The sequence below is a fragment of the Conexibacter sp. SYSU D00693 genome, from assembly GCF_017084525.1.
In the GTDB taxonomy this organism is placed as follows: Bacteria; Actinomycetota; Thermoleophilia; order Solirubrobacterales; family Solirubrobacteraceae; genus Baekduia.
The window spans coordinates 892,953-910,869 of the sequence record NZ_CP070950.1; the positions used below are offsets into that span (position 1 = coordinate 892,953).

Consider the following 17,917-nt stretch of genomic DNA (forward strand, 5'->3'; position numbering starts at 1 on the left):
TAAAAAATCCGTCAAGCCCTCGAGCCATTAGTACCGGTCTCCTTCACGCGTCACCGCGCTTCCAGATCCGGCCTATCAACCTGGTGGTCTTCCAGGGCTCTTACTCCCTCAAGGGGATGGGAGAGCTCATCTCGAGGCCGGCTTCCCGCTTAGATGCCTTCAGCGGTTATCCGATCCGCACGTAGCTAACCTGCTATGCCCTTGGCAGGACAACAGATACACCAGAGGTGCGTTCATCCCGGTCCTCTCGTACTAGGGACAAATCCTCTCAACTCTCCAACGCCCACGGCAGATAGGGACCGAACTGTCTCACGACGTTCTGAACCCAGCTCGCGTACCGCTTTAATGGGCGAACAGCCCAACCCTTGGGACCTACTTCAGCCCCAGGATGCGACGAGCCGACATCGAGGTGCCAAACCGGGCCGTCGATGTGGACTCTTGGGCCCGATAAGCCTGTTATCCCCGGAGTACCTTTTATCCGTTGAGCGACGGCACTTCCACTTGCTACCGCCGGATCACTAAGGCCTGCTTTCGCACCTGCTCGACCTGTCGGTCTCGCAGTCAAGCTCCCTTGCTGCCTTTGCACTCTGCGTACGATTTCCAACCGTACTGAGGGAACCTTTGCGCGCCTCCGTTACATTTTGGGAGGCGACCGCCCCAGTCAAACTACCCGCCTGGCACTGTTCTCCGCCCGGATGACGGCGCGGAGTTAGATGTCCAATACACCAAGGGTGGTATCTCAAGGTTGGCTCCACACACCCCGCAGGGTGTGCTTCAAAGCCTCCCACCTATCCTGAGCGAGATGCACCGAACACCAATACCAGGTTGTAGTAAAGGTTCACGGGGTCTTTCCGTCTAGCCGCGGGTACTCGGCATCTTCACCGAGACTGCAATTTCACCGAGCCCCTCGTTGAGACAGCGCCCAAGTCGTTACGCCATTCGTGCAGGTCGGAACTTACCCGACAAGGAATTTCGCTACCTTAGGACCGTTATAGTTACGGCCGCCGTTTACCGGGGCTTAGCTTCGGTGCTTCGGCTTGCGCCTAACACCTCCACGTAACCTTCCGGCACCGGGCAGGCGTCAGCCCCTATACGTCGTCTTGCGACTTAGCAGAGACCTGTGTTTTTGGTAAACAGTCGCTTGGGCCTAGTCACTGCGGCCCCCTCGGGCTCCACGCGCAGGCGCTTCACCCTACTGGGGCGCTCCTTATCCCGAAGTTACGGAGCCATTTTGCCGAGTTCCTTAACGAGGGTTATCTCGATCACCTTAGTATTCTCTACTTGTCCACCTGTGTCGGTTTTGGTACGGGCACGTGCAGTCTCCCTAGGGGCTTTTCTAGGGGGCATGGCGTAAGGGACTCGCCGGCTCATGAGCCAGCTGGCATCGCGTCTCAGGTTATGAGGTCCCGGATTTGCCTAGGAGCTCCCCTACACGCTTACCCCAGGGCGACCATCGCCTGGGATCCCGTAGCCTTCCCCGTCCCCCCGTCGGTCAAGCGACTGCGACGTGGTACAGGAATATCAACCTGTTGTCCATCGACTACGCCTTTCGGCCTCGCCTTAGGTCCCGACTAACCCTGAGCCGACGAACGTTGCTCAGGAATCCTTGGACAATCGGTGGAGGGGATTCTCACCCCTCTTTCGTTACTCATGCCGGCATTCTCACTTCCCACGCCTCCACGGCTGGCTTTCGCCGCCGCTTCACGGGCGAGGGAACGCTCTCCTACCGCGCATCCAGAGGATGCACCCGCAGCTTCGGTGACGTGCTTGAGCCCCGTTACATTATCCGCGCCCGAACACTTGACCAGTGAGCTGTTACGCACTCTTTCAAGGATGGCTGCCTCTAAGCCAACCTCCTGGTTGTCTATGCACTCGGACATCGTTTGCCACTTAGCACGTACTTAGGGACCTTAGCTGGCGGTCTGGGCTGTTTCCCTTTTGACGCTGAAGTTTATCCCCCAGCAACTGACTCCCGGAGTAGACATCACGGTCTTCGGAGTTTGCCTGAAGTTGGTAACCTGGTAGGGCCCCGCGTCCAAACAGTGCTCTACGGCCGTGATGCAATTGATCCGAGGCTATACCTAAATATATTTCGGAGAGAACCAGATATCACTGAGCTTGATTAGCCTTTCACTCCGACCCACAGGTCATCCGCCCAGTTTTCAACCTAGGTCGGTTCGGCCCTCCACGAGGTCTTACCCCCGCTTCAGCCTGCCCATGGGTAGCTCGCTCAGTTTCGGGTCTACCGCCTACGACTATGCGCCCTGTTAGGACTCGCTTTCGCTTCGGCTCCGCTCATCGCTTAACCTTGCCGCAGACGAGTAACTCGCCGGCTCGTTATGCAAAAAGCACGCGGTCACAGAACAAGTCTGCTCCCACCGCTTGTAGGCACACGGTTTCAGGTACTATTTCACTCCCCTTCCGGGGTACTTTTCACCTTTCCCTCACGGTACTAGTCCGCTATCGGTCACCTAGGAGTACTTAGCCTTGCAGGGTGGTCCCCGCAGGTTCAGTCCGCGTTTCACGGGTGCGGACCTACTCAGGAACTCGATCAGCAGGTGACGGGGTTTCGGCTACGGGACGGTTGCCCTCTGTGGTGCGCGGTTCCACGCGCTTCGCCTACCCAGCCACTTTGTAACTGCTGCCAGGAGAGTCAGCTCCTGGGCACGAGCCCTACAACCCCAGACACGCAACGCCTGACCGCTTGCACGTACCTGGTTTGGGCTGATCCCTTTTCGCTCGCCACTACTCAGGGAGTCTCGGTTGATTTACTTTCCTCGGGGTACTGAGATGTTTCACTTCCCCCGCTTGCCGCCGCACGGCCTATGTGTTCAGCCGGCGGAGACGCCGCATTACCGGCGCCGGGTTTCCCCATTCGGAGATCCACGGGTCAAAGGCTGTTCAACGCCTCACCGTGGCTTTTCGCAGTCGTCCACGTCCTTCATCGGCTCTAGGTGCCAAGGCATCCACCATGTGCCCTTACTATCTTGACGGTGATCTGAACACCCAAAGGAGACCGGCCCGAGGGCCGGCTTCCGCGAGTGCTCGGTGATACCCGCGCGTCTGACCCGTAAGAGAGAGGTCAGACGCGTTGATCCAGGCGCTATCGGTTGTACGCCTGGATCTGATGTGGCTGCTGTGCAGTTCTCAAGGACCGTCGAGAGGGCGCCCGTGGGACTCACGGGGTGCCGGTCTCTCAAAGCTCAACAGCATGCACCGCGCTCGAGCTCCCCGAGATGGGGCACGGAGCGTGAGGCTCCGTGGGAGCTCGCATTGGCGAGCTCCGGCTGGCACGGCAGGTTTCGGTCGACGTTCTAGCCGTCAGGTCGGTGGCGCGCCGTGCGGCCGGCCGCGGGACCCGGAGGTCCAGGCGGACGGTGCCGGCACGAGCCGTGCCTGACGTGCCCTCTGTAGCGAGGGCTCCCTAGAAAGGAGGTGATCCAGCCGCACCTTCCGGTACGGCTACCTTGTTACGACTTCACCCCAGTCACGAGCCCCACCTTCGACGGCTCCCTCCCTTGCGGGTTAGGCCACCGGCTTCGGGTGTTGCTCACTCCCGTGGTGTGACGGGCGGTGTGTACAAGGCCCGGGAACGTATTCACCGCGGCAATGCTGATCCGCGATTACTAGCAACTCCACCTTCATGCAGGCGGGTTTCAGCCTGCAATCCGAACCGAGACGCGCTTTGAGGGATTCGCTCCACCTCGCGGTATCGCAGCCCTCTGTACGCGCCAATGTAGCACGTGTGTAGCCCTGGACATAAGGGGCATGATGACTTGACGTCATCCCCACCTTCCTCCGGTTTGTCACCGGCAGTCTCGCATGAGTCCCCAACTTAATGCTGGCAACATGCGACGGGGGTTGCGCTCGTTGCGGGACTTAACCCAACATCTCACGACACGAGCTGACGACAGCCATGCACCACCTGTGAACCTGCCCCGAAGGGAAGCCCTGTTTCCAGGGCGGTCAGGTACATGTCAAGCCCAGGTAAGGTTCTTCGCGTTGCGTCGAATTAAACCACATGCTCCGCTGCTTGTGCGGGCCCCCGTCAATTCCTTTGAGTTTTAGCCTTGCGGCCGTACTCCCCAGGCGGGGCACTTAATGCGTTAGCTTCGGCACGGGAGGAGTCGACACCTCCCACACCTAGTGCCCATCGTTTACGGCGTGGACTACCAGGGTATCTAATCCTGTTTGCTCCCCACGCTTTCGCGTCTCAGCGTCAGTCACGTCCCAGCGAGCTGCCTTCGCCATCGGTGTTCCTCCTGATATCTGCGCATTTCACCGCTACACCAGGAATTCCACTCGCCTCTTCCGGACTCGAGCCCGGCAGTATCCACCCGCATCCCAGGGTTGAGCCCTGGACTTTCAGAGCGGACTTACCGAGCCGCCTACACGCGCTTTACGCCCAATGATTCCGGACAACGCTCGCCCCCTACGTATTACCGCGGCTGCTGGCACGTAGTTAGCCGGGGCTTCTTGTGAAGGTACCGTCAGTCCAAGCCGCTGTTAACGACTGAACCTTCGTCCCAACTGAAAGTGGTTTACAACCCGAAGGCCGTCTTCCCACACGCGGCGTTGCTGCGTCACGCTTTCGCGCATTGCGCAAGATTCCCCACTGCTGCCTCCCGTAGGAGTCTGGGCCGTGTCTCAGTCCCAGTGTGGCTGATCGTCCTCTCAGACCAGCTACGCATCGTCGCCTTGGTAGGCCGTTACCCCACCAACTAGCTAATGCGCCGCGGGCCCATCCCGATGCGGAGGCCGAAGCTTCCTTTCCCCTTGCGGGCACATCCGGTATTAGCCCGTCTTTCGACGGGTTGTCCCGGTCATCGAGGCAGGTGACCCACGTGTTACTCACCCGTTCGCGGCTTTGCCCCCGGCCGAAGCCGGGTTCGTCGCTCCACTTGCATGTGTTAGGCACGCCGCCAGCGTTCGTCCTGAGCCAGGATCAAACTCTCCGTGAAGTGCCTGCCACGCGAACGTGGCCGGCGAGTGCTCCGCGGGCGTGAGCCCACAGAGCGGAAGAGCTTGTCGTGACCATGTGAGGCGCCCCATACACCGGAGCGACCTCAGTCATGACGGTTACTAGCTTGTTGTCGCCGACCCCGAGGGGCCAGCGATCGAAACCTGGACACCTCTCCTGTCGGCCCGGACGGATCCCGGCCAGTCGGAGTGGTGCGCATGCTGTTGAGTTTTCAAAGACCGTCGCGCCCTGTCCGGGAAGGGGTCTCCTTCGGAGGACGCTCCCCCGTCGCGGCCGTGAGGCCGGTCTGAGGGGCGGACCGGGCAGTATAGCGCCCGACGCGCGGTTCCGGTGTGTCCTTGTCGGACCTCCGGCCCGGCGGCCCCCGGAGGGGCTTGACCGCCGCGCGGAGCGGCAGTGTACACACTCATCGGCGAGGGGGCCGCTTCCCTGGACCACCCGTCCACTGACGGACAGTCAGTGGCGCTCAGGCGGCGCGGCGCAGCCTGCGGAAGTGGCGCTTGCCGACCTGCAGCACCCGGCCGTCCAGGGCGTCGGCCGGGACGTCCAGCTCGGCCACCGCCTCGCCGTCCACCTTCACCCCGCCCTGCTGCACGAGGCGCCGCGCCTCCGAGCGCGAGCGTCCGAACCCCTCGGCCACGAGGGCCGGCAGGTGCACGACCTCGCCGGAGAAGGCCAGCTCGTCGATCTCGTCCGGGACGTCGCGCGCGACGAAGACCTTCTCGAACTCCGCCTCGGCCGCCGCGCCGGCGCCGTCGCCGTGCAGCCGGTCCACGATCGCCCGCGCGAGCGCGCGCTTGCGGTCGCGCGCGTGCGCGTCTGGACCGGGGTCGTCGACGGCCAGCAGGGCGAACCACTGGTCCATCGCCGTGTCGGGCAGGCGCATCGTCTTGCCGAACACCTCGCCGGGGGGCTCGGTGATGCCGACGTGGTTGCCCAGCGACTTGGACATCTTCTCGGTGCCGTCGATGCCCGGCAGGATCGGCATGGTGAGCACGACCTGCTCGTCCATCCCGTAGGCGCGCTGGACGTCGCGGCCCAGGAGCAGGTTGAAGGTCTGGTCGGTGCCGCCCAGCTCGACGTCGGAGCGGATCGCCACGGAGTCGTAGCCCTGCAGCAGCGGGTACAGCGTCTCCAGCACCGAGATGGGCTGGCCCGCCTTGAAGCGCTTGGCGAAGTCGTCGCGCTCGAGGACCTGCGCCACGGTGGCCACGCGCGCGAGGCGGAAGAGGTCCTCGGCGGGCATGTCGAGCCACTCGCCGTTGTGGCGGACCTCCAGCAGGTCGGGCTCGTCGCGCAGCACGGTGCGCGCCTGGGCGAAGTACGTGCGCGCGTTGGCGTCGATGTCCTCGGGCGAGAGGACCGGCCGGGTGGATGAGCGCCCGCTCGGGTCCCCCACGCGCGCGGTGTAGTCGCCGACGATGAGGACGACCTTGTGGCCGAGGTCCTGGAACTCGCGCAGCTTGCGCAGGACGACGGAGTGGCCGAGGTGGATGTCGGGCGCCGTCGGGTCCAGCCCGAGCTTGACGCGCAGCTGGCGGCCCTCCTTCGCGGCGAGCTCGAGCTTGCGCTGGAGGCCGCCCTCCGGCAGGGACTCGTGCGCGTTGCGCAGCAGGTGGCGGGCGTCGTCGGCGGCCGGAGGCATCGCGGGGCGATGATAGGGTTGCCTCGCGCGCGGGCCCTGTTGCCGCCGTGGCTCGCGCCGTCCCCCCGACCCCCTTCCCGGGGCGCGCCTCGACTGTGAGCGACTCCGGTCACAACGTCACGCCACTGCCCCTGCCCGGCGCCGCGCCGGGCGGTCGCCCGCGCCTGAAGAAGCTGCGGCTGCTGGCGGTGCTCATCCCGGTCATGGTCCTGGCCGGGATCTCCACGGTCTTCGGGATGATGATGGCGGTCGCCTCCGACCTGCCCGAGCTCGAGGCGATCCCGCAGGTCGAGAAGCGCAAGAACTCGATCCTCCTCGACGCGCACGGCACGAAGCTCGCGACGCTCACCTCCAACGACGGGCGCATCATCGTGCGCGCGCGGGAGATCCCGCCGCTCGTGCGCTTCGCGGTCATCGCGATCGAGGACCGCCGCTTCTACGAGAACTCCGGGGTCGACGTGCGCGGCATCGCCCGCGCCTTCGTCCAGGGCCTCACCGGCGGCCAGCGCCAGGGCGCCTCGACCATCCCGCAGCAGTTCATCAAGGTCGCGCTCGAGGACCAGGAGGACCGCACCGTGGTCAACAAGGTGCGCGAGGCGGCGCTCGCGTACCACATGACCCGCAAGTGGTCGAAGGAGAAGATCCTCGAGGAGTACCTCAACGCGGTCTACTTCGGCAACGGCGCCTACGGCATCGAGTCGGCCGCCCAGACGTACTTCGGCCGGCGCCCCGAGCACGAGGGCTGCGGCGTCGCGCGGCGGCGCTGCGTCACCGAGCTCGAGCCCGCCGAGGCCGCGCTGCTCGCGGGGATCATCCAGTCGCCCAGCGGCTACGACCCCGTCGCCCACCCGCAGGCGGCCAAGCGCCGGCGCGACCTCGTGCTGCGCTACATGCTCGACCAGCGCCGCATCACCCGCCAGCAGTACGACGAGGCGGTCCTCGCCCCGCTGCCCGACCGCGACCAGGTCGCGCCGCCGCGGCTGCGCTACGACGTGCAGGACGTCAAGGGCGTGCCCTACTTCGTCTCGTGGGTGCGCCAGCAGCTCGTCGACCACCTCGGCGCGCGCCAGGCCTTCGAGGGCGGGCTGCGCATCACGACGACGCTCGACCTCGAGATGCAGCGCGCCGCCGAGGCGGCCGTCAACCGCTACCTCTCGTGGCAGGGCGGACCGACCGCGTCGGTCGTCGCCATCGACAACCGCACGGGCGAGGTCCGCGCGATGGTCGGCGGGCACGACTACGACGAGCGCCCCTTCAACCTCGCCACCCAGGGCCAGCGCCAGCCCGGGTCGGCCTTCAAGCCCTTCATCCTCGCCGAGGCGCTGCGCCAGGGCTACGGGCCCGGCTCGGTCTGGCCGTCGCGCAAGCGCGAGTTCAAGGTCCCGAACTCCCCCGGCGAGAAGTTCGTCGTCAACAACTTCGACGACAACTACAGCGGGTCCCAGACCCTCGCGGGCGGCCTGACGACCTCCGACAACGCGGTCTTCGCCGCGGCCGGCATCAAGGTCGGCACGAAGAAGGTCGCCCGGCTCGCCGAGCGCATGGGCATCCGCACGCCGGTGTCCGACAACCTCGCGATGACGCTCGGTGGCCTGCGCGAGGGCGTCACGCCGCTGGACATGGCCCACGCCTACGAGACCTTCGCCACCGGCGGCCTGCGCATCTCCGGCACGCTGGGCTCGGGCGAGGAGGGTCCCGTCGGCATCAAGAAGGTCGAGCGCAACGTCGACACCGACGGCAACGGCAGGTTCCCCGACGTGCGCCGCAACCGGGTGCGCAAGGACCGCGTCCTCGGCGAGGGCACCGCGCAGCTGGCGACGCAGCTCCTGCAGGGGCCGGTGAAGTTCGGCACCGCCAAGCGCGCGGCCTACGGCGGGTTCGCCGCCGGCAAGACCGGGACGACCGAGAACAACGGCGACGCCTGGTTCGTGGGCTTCACCGAGCGCTTCACCATCGCCGTCTGGGTCGGCTACCCCGACACGCTCAAGCCGATGGAGAGCGAGTTCGGCGGCCAGGAGGTCACGGGCGGCACGTTCCCCGCGCTCATCTGGCACGACCTCGCCGTGGCCGCCAAGCGCATCTACGAGGAGCGCGAGGCCGAGCGGCGCAAGGAGCGCGGCCTGCCGCCCAAGCCGACGACGACCACGACGCCCGTGCCGGCGCCGGCAGCGCCGTCCAGCGAGGACGTGCCCGACAGCGAGGCGCCTGACAGCCCCGCCACGGACGGCGGCGGCAGCGGCGGCACCGGGGGGACGGGCGGGTCGAGCCCGTCCCAGCCGCGCTCGCAGCAGGCGCCGCAGCCCGAGGCCCCGGCCATGCCCGAGCAGCCAGCCCCGCAGCCCGAGACGCCGGCCACGCCGGCCCCGGCGACGCCCACGCCGGGCGGGACGGGCGACGGCGGCACCGGCGGGACGGGCGCCGCCGCGGGCGGCGCCACCCCGCCGGGCTAGGAGGCCGTGCGGCGGCGCGCCACGGTCTCGCGCAGGCCGGGCGGCCACGGCCGCGAGACGTGCCGGCTGCCGGCCGCGCAGAAGCGCCAGGGCAGCTCGACGCCCTTCGTGATCCCGATGCGCGTCCCGGCCAGGAGCGCCGGAGCGGGGGCGTCCGGGTCGCGGCCGAGGAGCCGCACCGGCCCGTCGGCGAGCGACGTGGCGTTGGCCTCGAGGTCGAAGCCCAGCGCCTGTGTGAGCTTGCCCGGCCCGGAGCAGAGGTCCTCGAGGCGCTCGAGGCCGCGGCGCTCCTGCATCAGCCCGATGCCGTCGACCGGCTCCAGCGCGCGGATGAGCACCGCGGCGCCGACCTCCTCGGCCTCGCACACCGCGTTGACCAGGGCGTGGATGCCGTAGGAGCGGTACACGTAGGCCGTGCCGGGCGGGCCGAACAGCACGGACGTGCGGGCGGTCTTGCCGACGTAGGCGTGGCAGGCCGGCTCGGACTCGTGGTAGGCCTCGGTCTCGACCACGACACCCGAGGTGTCGCCGCACACCAGCAGGCAGCCGACGAGCTCCCGGGCGACCTCGACGACGGGGCGGTCGTAGAACGCGGGCGGCAGGACCTCCCGCCCGTCCCCGCTCACAGCAGCGCGCGGGCCTGCTCGAGCTGCTCGCGCACGCGGGCCAGGGCCGTGCCGCCCTCGCTGGCCTTGGACTCCAGCCACGACGACTGCACGAGCAGCCCGCGCACGTCGGCGGGCTCGAGCTTCGGGTGCGCCGCGCGCAGCTCGTCGTCGCGCAGGTCGCCCAGGCCGCGGCCGGACTCCACCGCCGTGCGCACGAGGCCGGCGACCACGCCGTGGCACTCGCGGAACGGGACGCCGAGCTTCACGAGGTGGTCGGCGACGTCGGTCGCGGCGATGAGGTCGTCGGAGGCCGCGGCGGCCATCCGCTCACGGTCGAAGCGCGCGCCGGCCACCATCCCGGTGGCGGCCTGCAGGACGAGCTCGAGCGTGTCGGCCGCGTCGAACAGGTGCTCCTTGTCCTCCTGGAGGTCCTTGTTGTAGGTCAGCGGCAGCGCGTGCTGCACCCCGAGCAGCGCCGTCAGGTGGCCGGCGATCCGCGGGGCCTTCGCCCGCAGGAGCTCCGCGGCGTCGGGGTTCTTCTTCTGGGGCATGATCGACGAGCCCGAGGACCACGCGTCGGGCAGGACCAGGAAGCCGAACTCGCTCGAGGCCCAGAGCACGACCTCGGCGCCCAGGCGGGACAAGTGGGTCGCGCACGTCGCGGCCGCGCTGATGAAGTCGACGACGAAGTCGCGGTTGGCGACGGCGTCGATGGAGTTCGGCGCCACGGTGCTGAAGCCGAGCTGCTCGGCGACCATCCGCCGGTCGATGTCGAAGTTCGTGCCCGCCAGCGCGCCGGCGCCCAGCGGCAGGACCTCGGTGGCGGCCCGCACCGCCTCCAGGCGGGTGCGATCGCGCTCGAGCATCCAGAAGTAGGCGAGCAGGTGGTGGGAGAGGTAGACCGGCTGCGCGCGCTGGAGGTGGGTGTAGCCCGGCAGCGGCCAGTCGAGATGGCGCTCGGCGGCGTCGACGAGCGCGTGCTGCAGGTCGCGCAGGTGGCCCAGCGCGCGGTCGACGGCGCCGCGGGTCCACAGCGCGACGTCCGTGGCGACCTGGTCGTTGCGCGAGCGGGCGGTGTGGAGCTTGCCGCCGACCGCGCCGACGAGCTCGGTGAGCCGGCGCTCGACGGCCATGTGGACGTCCTCGTCGTCGGGCGCGAACGGGAAGGTCCCCCCTTCGAGCTCGGCGGCCACCGCGTCGAGGCCGCGCAGCAGCTCGTCGCGCTCGCCCTCGGCGATGATCCCGCGGGCGGCGAGCATCGTCGCGTGGGCGCGCGACTGGTCGAGGTCCTCCCGCCAGAGGCGGCGGTCGAAGCCCAGCGACGTGTTGAGCTCCCGGAAGACCGGGTCCTGCGGCTCGGCGAAGCGGCTCATGCGGCCGCGGAGCCTACGCGCCGTGCAGCGACGTCGCGATCTGCGCCACCTGCGTGGCCAGCGCGAAGCCGAGCAGGTACAGCGTCACGCCCCAGCCGAACCACGCTCCGCCGCCCACGACGTGGAAGCGGCTGCCGCGGGCACGGCGGTCGAGCATCCAGACCCGGACGAAGCACAGCATGCCGAGCGCCATGAGCGCCCACGGCGTCCAGCCGGTCAGCAGGTAGCGCCACTCGAGCTCGAACTCCGACGCGATCATCGCGATGACGTGGTGCCAGAGGACCACCGGCAGGGCGGCCGCGGCGAGGAACCCGACGAGGCCGACGCGCTGCGCCCGCCGGCGCGCCCGCAGCTCCTGCTCGCGGCGCAGGCTGCGCCGCTGGCGGTCGTGCGCCTCGCGGCGGGCGGCGAGCCGGTCGAGGTCCATGGCGGCGGTCGGGCTAGATGGGTCCGTCGAGTGCGGCGGTCAGCGCCTCCGCTACCCGGCCCACCTCATCCTGGCGCAAGGCCGGGTGGAACGGAAGGGCCACGGACCGGGCCGCGACGTCCTCGCACACCGGGAACTCGCCCTCGCGGTGGCCGAAGCGCTCACGGTAGGAGCTCATGAGGTGGATCGCCGGCAGGTAGGGCTTGCAGCCGACGCCCTGCTCGCGCAGGCGCTCGATGACCGTGTCGCGCGGCGGGCCGTCCGGCGGGACCTGGACGACGAAGACGAACCAGCCGCGGCGGTCGCCACCGGCGTCCTCGCACGGCAGGCCGAGCGGGCGCTGGGCCGCGAGGTCCGCGAGCGCCTCGCGGTACCACCCGGCGACCCGGGCGCGGTCGGCGAGCATGCCGTCGAGGCGGTCCAGCTGGACGAGGCCGATCGCCGCCTGGAGGTCGGTCAGGCGGTAGTTGAAGCCCAGGCGGTCGTGGTCCAGCCACCCCATGTCCGGGGCACGGCCCTGGTTGCGCTCCGAGCGCATCCGCTCGGCCTGCGCGTCGTCGGCCAGCGCGACCATCCCGCCCTCGCCGGTGGTCATCTGCTTGTTGGCGTAGAAGCCGAAGACCGCCGGGTGGCCGCGGCCGCCGACCGGGGTGCCGTCGGCGTGCACCGCCCCCAGCGCCTCGCACGCGTCCTCGACGATCGGCAGCCCGAAGGCCTCGAAGGCGGGCAGGTCGGCGGGGAAGCCGAAGATGTGGACCGGCAGGACGGCCGTCGTGCGCTCGGTCACCGCCGCCCGCGCCGCCTCAGGGTCGAGGTTCAGCGTGCGCGGGTCGATGTCGGCGAAGACCGGCCGCGCGCCCTCGAACAGCGGGGCGTTGGCGCTGGCCACGAACGAGAACGGCGAGGTGACGACCTCGTCGCCGGCCTGCACGCCGACGGCGCGCAGCGCGAGGTGCAGGCCCGCCGTGCCCGAGGAGACCGCGCACGCGTGGGCCACGCCGAGGCGACCGGCGAAGCGCCGCTCGAAGGCGGGGCCGGTCGGCCCGAGCGAGAGCTGGCCCGAGCGCAGGACCTCGAGGACCGCGGCCTCCTCCTCGGGGCCGATGACCGGCTTGGCGAGGTCGATCACGCGGGCGTCGTGCGCCCGGCGCGCACCCGGCCGGGCTGCTCGGCGAACTCCAGCGAGTCCACCAGCGCCTGCCACGACGCTGCGATGACGTTCTCGTGCACCCCGGTCGAGCCCCACACGGCGCTGCCGTCGGAGGCGTCGATGAACACGCGCGTGATCGCGTCGGTCCCGTGGGCCTCGTCGAGGATGCGCACCTTGTAGTTCACGAGGTCGATCGCCTCGAGGTGCGGGTGCACCTCGACGATCGCCCCGCGCAGCGCCTTGTCCAGGGCGTTGACCGGGCCGTTGCCCTCGGCCGTGCGCACGTAGCGCTCGCCGTCGACCCAGATCTTGATCGTCGCCTCGGTCTCGACCTTGCCGTCGGCGCGCTGCTCGACGATCGCGCGCCAGCTCTCGAGGCGGAAGAGGGGCTCGTACTCGCCGGTCTCCTTGCGCAGCAGCAGCTCGAAGGAGCCGTCGGCGGCCTCGAACTGGAAGCCCTCGTGCTCGAGCTCCTTGACCCGGTCGATGACCCGCGAGGCAGCGGCCTCGTCCATCGACAGCCCGGCTTCGCTGGCCTTCTCGAGGACGGTGTGGCGGCCCGCCAGCTCGGAGACCAGCAGCTCGCGGCGGTTGCCGACGACGGCGGGGTCCGCGTGCTCGAACGTCGAGGCGTCGGCGCGCACCCCGGCGACGTGCAGCCCGCCCTTGTGGGCGAAGGCGCTGCGCCCGACCCACGGCTGGTGCGGGTCCGGGTTGAGGTTGAGCAGCTCGTCGACGACGTGGGCGCTCTCGGTCAGGCGCGCGAGGCGCGCGGGCTCGAGCACCTCGTGGCCGAGCTTGACCTGGAGCGCGGCGATGATCGAGACGAGGTTCGCGTTGCCGGTGCGCTCGCCGATCCCGTTCATCGTCCCCTGGACCTGCGTCGCGCCCTCGGCGACCGCGGCCAGCGAGTTGGCCACGCCGCACTCGAGGTCGTTGTGGCAGTGGATCCCGACGGCGACGTCGGGCAGCGCGGCGCGGACCGTGCGGGTCGCCTCGGCGATCTGGTGGGGCAGCGACGAGCCGTTGGTGTCGCACAGCACGACGCGCTCCGCGCCGGCCTGGGCGGCGGCACGCAGGCAGGCGACGCTGTAGTCGGGGTCGTCGCGGAAGCCGTCGAAGAAGTGCTCGGCGTCGTAGACGACGCGCTTGCCGGCGCCGGCGAGGAACTCGACCGACGAGCCGATGAGGTCGAGGTTCTCGTCGCGAGAGACGCGCACGACCTTCTCGAGGTGCAGCGTCCAGGTCTTGCCGACGATGGTCGTGACCGGGGCGAAGCACTCCGCCAGCACGCGCAGGCCGGGGTCGTCGGCGGCCGCGACGTCCCGGCGCCGGGTCATGCCGAAGGCGACGATCGTCGCGCGCTCGAACGTCTCGCCGCGCAGCAGCTCGAAGAGCTCGAGCTCCTTGGGGTTCGAGGCCGGGAAGCCCGCCTCGACGAGGTGGATGCCGAGGTCGTCGAGGACGTGCGCGACGCGGACCTTCTCGGCCGCGGTGAGCGACATGCCCTCGCCCTGCATCCCGTCGCGCAGGGTCGCGTCGTAGAGCTCGACGGGGCTCACGTCTGCGCTTCCACGCGCTGGGGCACCGGGTCCAGCCACTCCCGGTAGCGCTCGCTGCGGCCGTGCAGCGCGTCCTCGAAGGCCTGCTGGACGGCGCGGGTGACCTCGCCGGGCTCGCCGGTGCCGACCGCGTGGTCGTCGACCTCGCGGATCGGGGTGAGCTCGGCGGCGGTGCCGGTGCAGTACAGCTCGTCGGCGAGGTAGAGCTCGGCGCGCGCGATGTCGCGCTCGACGACCTCGAAGCCCAGGTCGCGGGCGATCTGGATCGCCGACTTGCGGTTGATGCCGTCGAGGATCGACGCGGTCTGGGGCGGCGTGGAGATGACGCCGTCGCGCACGACGAAGAGGTTCTCGCCGGTGCCCTCGCAGACCAAGCCCTTGTCGTCGAGGAGGATCGCCTCCTCGTAGCCGGCCTTGTGGGACTCGATCTTCGCGAGGATCGAGTTGAGGTACTGGCCGCTGGCCTTGGCGTGCGGGATCAGCGAGTCGGGGCTGATGCGCCGCCAGGAGGAGACCTTCGCGCGCACGCCGCGCGTCTTGCCCTCCTCGCCGAGGTAGGCGCCCCACTCCCAGACGGCGATGGCGACGTCGACGGGCGCGTCGAGCGGGAAGAGGCCCATCGTCCCGTAGCCGCGGAAGACCAGCGGCCGGATGTAGCAGGAGCGCATGCCGTTGCGGCCGATGAGCTCGAGCGTGGCCTGGCGCAGCTGCTCGCGGTCGAACGGGATCGGCATGTAGTAGAGCTCCGCGCTCTTGAACAGCCGGTCGACGTGGTCCTGGTGGCGGAAGACCGCCGGGCCGATCTCCGTGTCGTAGCAGCGGATGCCCTCGAAGACGCCCGTGCCGTAGTGCAGGCCGTGGGTGAGGACGTGGACCTTGGCCTCGTCCCAGGGGACGAACTCGCCGTTCATCCAGATCAGCTCGGCCTGCTCCATCGTGGCGTCCTCCTACAGCGCGGCGAGCACGGCGTCCGCCGCCTCGGCGGTGCTCGCGGTGCCGCCGAGGTCCCGGGTGCGCAGCCCCTGGTCAAGGGCCTTGTCCACCGCGGACTCTAGTGCACGCGCCTCGTCCTCTCGACCGAGTCCGTGGCGCAGCAGCAGGGCGGTGGACAGGAACATCGCCAGCGGGTTGGCGATGCCCTGGCCGGCGATGTCCGGCGCCGAGCCGTGGACCGGCTCGAACAGGCCGGGGTCGCCCTCCTGGCCCAGCGAGGCGGACGGCAGCATCCCGATGGAGCCGGTGATCATCGCCGCCTCGTCGCTGAGGATGTCGCCGAACATGTTCTCGGTGAGGATGACGTCGAAGTCGCTGGGGTTGGCGACCAGCTGCATCGCGGCGTTGTCGACGAGCAGGTGCTCGAGCGGGACGTCCTTGCCCTGGGCGACCTCCCCCACGACCTCGCGCCACAGGCGGCTGGTCTCCAGGACGTTGGCCTTGTCGACGCTCGTGACCTTGCGCCGGGCCGCGCCGAAGGCGACCTCGGCGATGCGGGTGACCTCCTCGCGCGAGTACGTGCAGACGTCGGTCGCGCTGTCCGCGGTGCGGGTCTTCTCGCCGAAGTAGATGCCGCCCGTGAGCTCGCGCACGACGAGGAGGTCCGTGCCCTCGATGCGGTCCCGGCGCAGCGGGCTGGCGTCGAGGAGCGCGGGCACCGGCCGGACCGGGCGGAGGTTCGCGAACAGCCCGAGCCCCTTGCGCAGGCCGAGCAGCCCCTGCTCGGGCCGCGGCGCGTTCGGGTCCGTCGTGTCCCACTTCGGACCGCCGACGGCGGCCAGCAGGACGGCGTCGGCGCCCTTGCAGGCGTCGAGGACCTCGTCGGTCAGCGCGGTGCCGTGGGCGTCGATCGAGGCGCCGCCGAAGACGTGCTCCTCCACCTCCACCCCGTCGACCAGCCGCTGGAGGACGCCGACGGCCGGCTCGAGGATCTCGGGGCCGATGCCGTCCCCGGGGAGCGTGACGATCTTGGGCATGGCGGCGCGGGAGGTTATGGGGCGCGCGTCGGCGGGGGCGTCGTCGTCTGACGGCGGCGGCGCGCCGCTCGTCGCGGTCGCGGTGTCCGGGGGGCTCGTCGTTCGGCACCGAGGGAGAGTGGGCGCCGGCGGTGGTGGCGTTCCGCGCGGGTCGTTCGCGGCCAGCCGCACGCGAGCCTGGAGTTGACCGCCTATGTGGCGGTCAACTTCAGCGTCACGGTCGGCGCGAGCGCCGACGCGCCAGAGCGGTCGTGAGTGGGGACTTGCGCTCGCATGCCGAGCGCAACTCCCCACTCACGCTCGCCGAGCCGCCACGACCGCGCACGGAGGACGCCACCGCCCTACGTCAACCCCAGCAACGACGGCCGGAACGCCCGCCGCCCGTCCACGAGCTGCAGGCCCGGGATGCCGTGCGCGCGGGCGTAGGCGAGCTCGCGGCCGAGGTCGCCCACGCCGTTGGAGAGCGGGAGCGGGAGGACGGCGAGGGTGCTGAGCGTGCCGATGGCCTGGCCGCTGGCGTTGAGGTAGCCCGAGCCGGAGTCCCCCGGGATGCCGGGCGTGACGGTGTAGACGGTCGTCGACCAGCCGCCGGGCGAGCGGAGGACCGCGATGCCGTTCTTCGGGCTGAGCAGCGGGATGCCCAGGCGCAGCGAGGAGTTCTGGTAGCTGGCCAGCGCCTCGCCGGTCTCGGCGGTCCCCACGCCGGTGGGCCCGCCGAAGCGCGGGACGGTCGGGTCGGCCGCCGCGGCGTCGGCCGGCGAGAGGCGGACGAGCGCGAAGTCGTTGTAGCGGCAGGTCTCGTCGTCGGTCTCCCCCGCCGCGCGCATGGCCAGCCAGGAGCTGTAGGCCAGCACGCCGGGCTGGGACGCGCCGCGGACCTCGACGGGCGTGCCGATCGGGTGCGACGTGGCCTCGCAGCCGTTGGTCGTGGTGGCGCCGGAGGTCGTGGCGCAGTGCGCCGACTGGCCGACGTAGGTGCTCGTGCCGTCGGTGAACAGGAAGTTCGCCGTGCACTGCGCGCCCTCGGTGTAGGTCATGACGCCGGGCGTGACGATCGCCTGGGCGGGGGCCGGCACGGCCGCGAGGGCGACGGCCGCGCTGAGTGCACAGAGGAGCTTGCGTGGTGCCATGGCGGCGGGAGCGTTCCCGCGCCCGCCGCCGGTGAACCACCCGGCGTCAGGCGGTCGCCGCCACCTCGGTCGTGACAGGGCCCGAGCGCTCGCGCTCGGCCTCGTAGCGGTCGATCGCGTCGCCCTGCTGGAGGGTCAGGGCGACGTCGTCCAGGCCGTTGAGCAGGCGGTGGCGGATCTCGGGGTCGATCTCGAAGGACGCCTCGCCGCCCGGCCACGTCACCGTCTGGGAGTCCAGGTCGACGGTCACCTGGCCCGCCTCGGCGATCGCGCGCACGTCGGCGTCGTCGAGCTGGACCGGCAGGAGGCCGATCTTCGTGCAGTTCGAGCGGAAGATGTCGGCGAAGCTCGAGGCGATGACCGTCCGGAAGCCGTAGTCCTCGAGCGCCCACGGCGCGTGCTCGCGGCTCGAGCCACAGCCGAAGTTGCGGCCCGTGACGAGCACCTCGTTCTTCGGCAGCTCCCAGCCGGGCTCCTTGGCCCAGTCGTAGAAGAGGAACTCGCCGAAGCCGGTGCGCTCGACCCGCTTGAGGAACTGCTTGGGGATGATCTGGTCGGTGTCCACGTCGTCGCGCAGCAGCACGGAGACGGGGCCGGAGACCTTCGTGAACGGGTCCATGC

General features: G+C 69.6%; 11 protein-coding genes and 2 rRNA genes. 1 reads left to right on the plus strand and 12 read right to left on the minus strand.

Annotation, left to right across the window (positions count from 1 at the left end; translation table 11 throughout):
* Positions 1-7 precede the first annotated feature (7 nt).
* The 3 genes from JUB12_RS04575 to tyrS form a co-directional block, all read right to left on the minus strand.
* Positions 8-2,993: ribosomal RNA gene (locus JUB12_RS04575) — 23S ribosomal RNA — on the minus strand.
* A 435-nt stretch (positions 2,994-3,428) separates the two neighbouring features.
* Positions 3,429-4,961 (minus strand): 16S ribosomal RNA (locus tag JUB12_RS04580).
* The 16S and 23S rRNA genes sit together here, the layout of an rRNA operon.
* A 486-nt stretch (positions 4,962-5,447) precedes the next feature.
* Positions 5,448-6,626 (minus strand): tyrosine--tRNA ligase, encoded by a 1,179-nt coding sequence (gene tyrS / locus JUB12_RS04585; RefSeq protein ID WP_205698433.1) that lies wholly within the window; start codon positions 6,624-6,626, stop codon positions 5,448-5,450.
* 95 nt (positions 6,627-6,721) lie between these two features.
* Between tyrS and JUB12_RS04590 the strand changes: the two genes are divergently transcribed.
* Entirely contained in the window at positions 6,722-9,076 is a 2,355-nt protein-coding gene (locus JUB12_RS04590) for a transglycosylase domain-containing protein (protein WP_205698434.1), read from the plus strand.
* Here JUB12_RS04590 and JUB12_RS04595 read toward each other — a convergent pair.
* The 9 genes from JUB12_RS04595 to leuD form a co-directional block, all read right to left on the minus strand.
* On the minus strand, positions 9,073-9,702 hold the full coding sequence (locus JUB12_RS04595) for a DNA-3-methyladenine glycosylase (RefSeq protein ID WP_241004415.1): 630 nt from the start codon (positions 9,700-9,702) through the stop codon (positions 9,073-9,075). The two genes, JUB12_RS04590 and JUB12_RS04595, sit on opposite strands and share 4 nt — an antisense overlap.
* A complete protein-coding gene (argH, locus tag JUB12_RS04600) occupies positions 9,699-11,057 on the minus strand; it encodes an argininosuccinate lyase (protein ID WP_205698435.1) in 1,359 nt (452 codons plus the stop codon). The genes JUB12_RS04595 and argH overlap by 4 nt, the downstream gene beginning before the upstream one ends.
* 13 nt (positions 11,058-11,070) lie before the next feature.
* Positions 11,071-11,484 carry a hypothetical protein gene (locus JUB12_RS04605; RefSeq protein ID WP_205698436.1) on the minus strand — a complete coding sequence of 138 codons (414 nt, stop codon included), beginning with the start codon at positions 11,482-11,484 and terminating at the stop codon, positions 11,071-11,073.
* A gap of 13 nt (positions 11,485-11,497) precedes the next feature.
* The gene (locus JUB12_RS04610) at positions 11,498-12,613 is read right to left on the minus strand and encodes a DegT/DnrJ/EryC1/StrS aminotransferase family protein (RefSeq protein ID WP_205698437.1); all 1,116 of its coding nucleotides are present in this window, start codon (positions 12,611-12,613) and stop codon (positions 11,498-11,500) included.
* Complete coding sequence (gene cimA / locus JUB12_RS04615) at positions 12,610-14,235, minus strand: citramalate synthase (protein WP_371822282.1); 1,626 nt, start codon at positions 14,233-14,235, stop codon at positions 12,610-12,612. Before cimA ends, JUB12_RS04610 begins: the two co-directional genes overlap by 4 nt.
* Positions 14,193-15,131: a branched-chain amino acid transaminase gene (locus JUB12_RS04620; RefSeq protein ID WP_205698439.1), complete on the minus strand. Its 939-nt coding sequence runs from the start codon at positions 15,129-15,131 to the stop codon at positions 14,193-14,195. The genes cimA and JUB12_RS04620 overlap by 43 nt, the downstream gene beginning before the upstream one ends.
* 12 nt (positions 15,132-15,143) lie before the next feature.
* A complete protein-coding gene (leuB, locus tag JUB12_RS04625; protein ID WP_205698440.1) occupies positions 15,144-16,166 on the minus strand; it encodes a 3-isopropylmalate dehydrogenase in 1,023 nt (340 codons plus the stop codon).
* 341 nt (positions 16,167-16,507) lie between these two features.
* Entirely contained in the window at positions 16,508-17,296 is a 789-nt protein-coding gene (locus tag JUB12_RS04630) for a serine protease (protein ID WP_205698441.1), read from the minus strand.
* A gap of 46 nt (positions 17,297-17,342) precedes the next feature.
* On the minus strand, positions 17,343-17,915 hold the full coding sequence (leuD, locus tag JUB12_RS04635) for a 3-isopropylmalate dehydratase small subunit (protein WP_205698442.1): 573 nt from the start codon (positions 17,913-17,915) through the stop codon (positions 17,343-17,345).
* Between the last annotated feature and the right edge of the window lie 2 nt (positions 17,916-17,917).

Excerpts from the sequence above, each read along its gene's own strand:
- tyrS (WP_205698433.1), bottom strand. The coding sequence starts at position 6,626 with ATGCCTCCGGCCGCCGACGACGCCCGCCACCTGCTGCGCAACGCGCAC.
- argH (WP_205698435.1), bottom strand. The coding sequence starts at position 11,057 with ATGAGCCGCTTCGCCGAGCCGCAGGACCCGGTCTTCCGGGAGCTCAAC.
- JUB12_RS04605 (WP_205698436.1), bottom strand. The coding sequence starts at position 11,484 with ATGGACCTCGACCGGCTCGCCGCCCGCCGCGAGGCGCACGACCGCCAG.
- JUB12_RS04620 (WP_205698439.1), bottom strand. The coding sequence starts at position 15,131 with ATGGAGCAGGCCGAGCTGATCTGGATGAACGGCGAGTTCGTCCCCTGG.
- leuB (WP_205698440.1), bottom strand. The coding sequence starts at position 16,166 with ATGCCCAAGATCGTCACGCTCCCCGGGGACGGCATCGGCCCCGAGATC.
- JUB12_RS04630 (WP_205698441.1), bottom strand. The coding sequence starts at position 17,296 with ATGGCACCACGCAAGCTCCTCTGTGCACTCAGCGCGGCCGTCGCCCTC.
- leuD (WP_205698442.1), bottom strand. The coding sequence starts at position 17,915 with ATGGACCCGTTCACGAAGGTCTCCGGCCCCGTCTCCGTGCTGCTGCGC.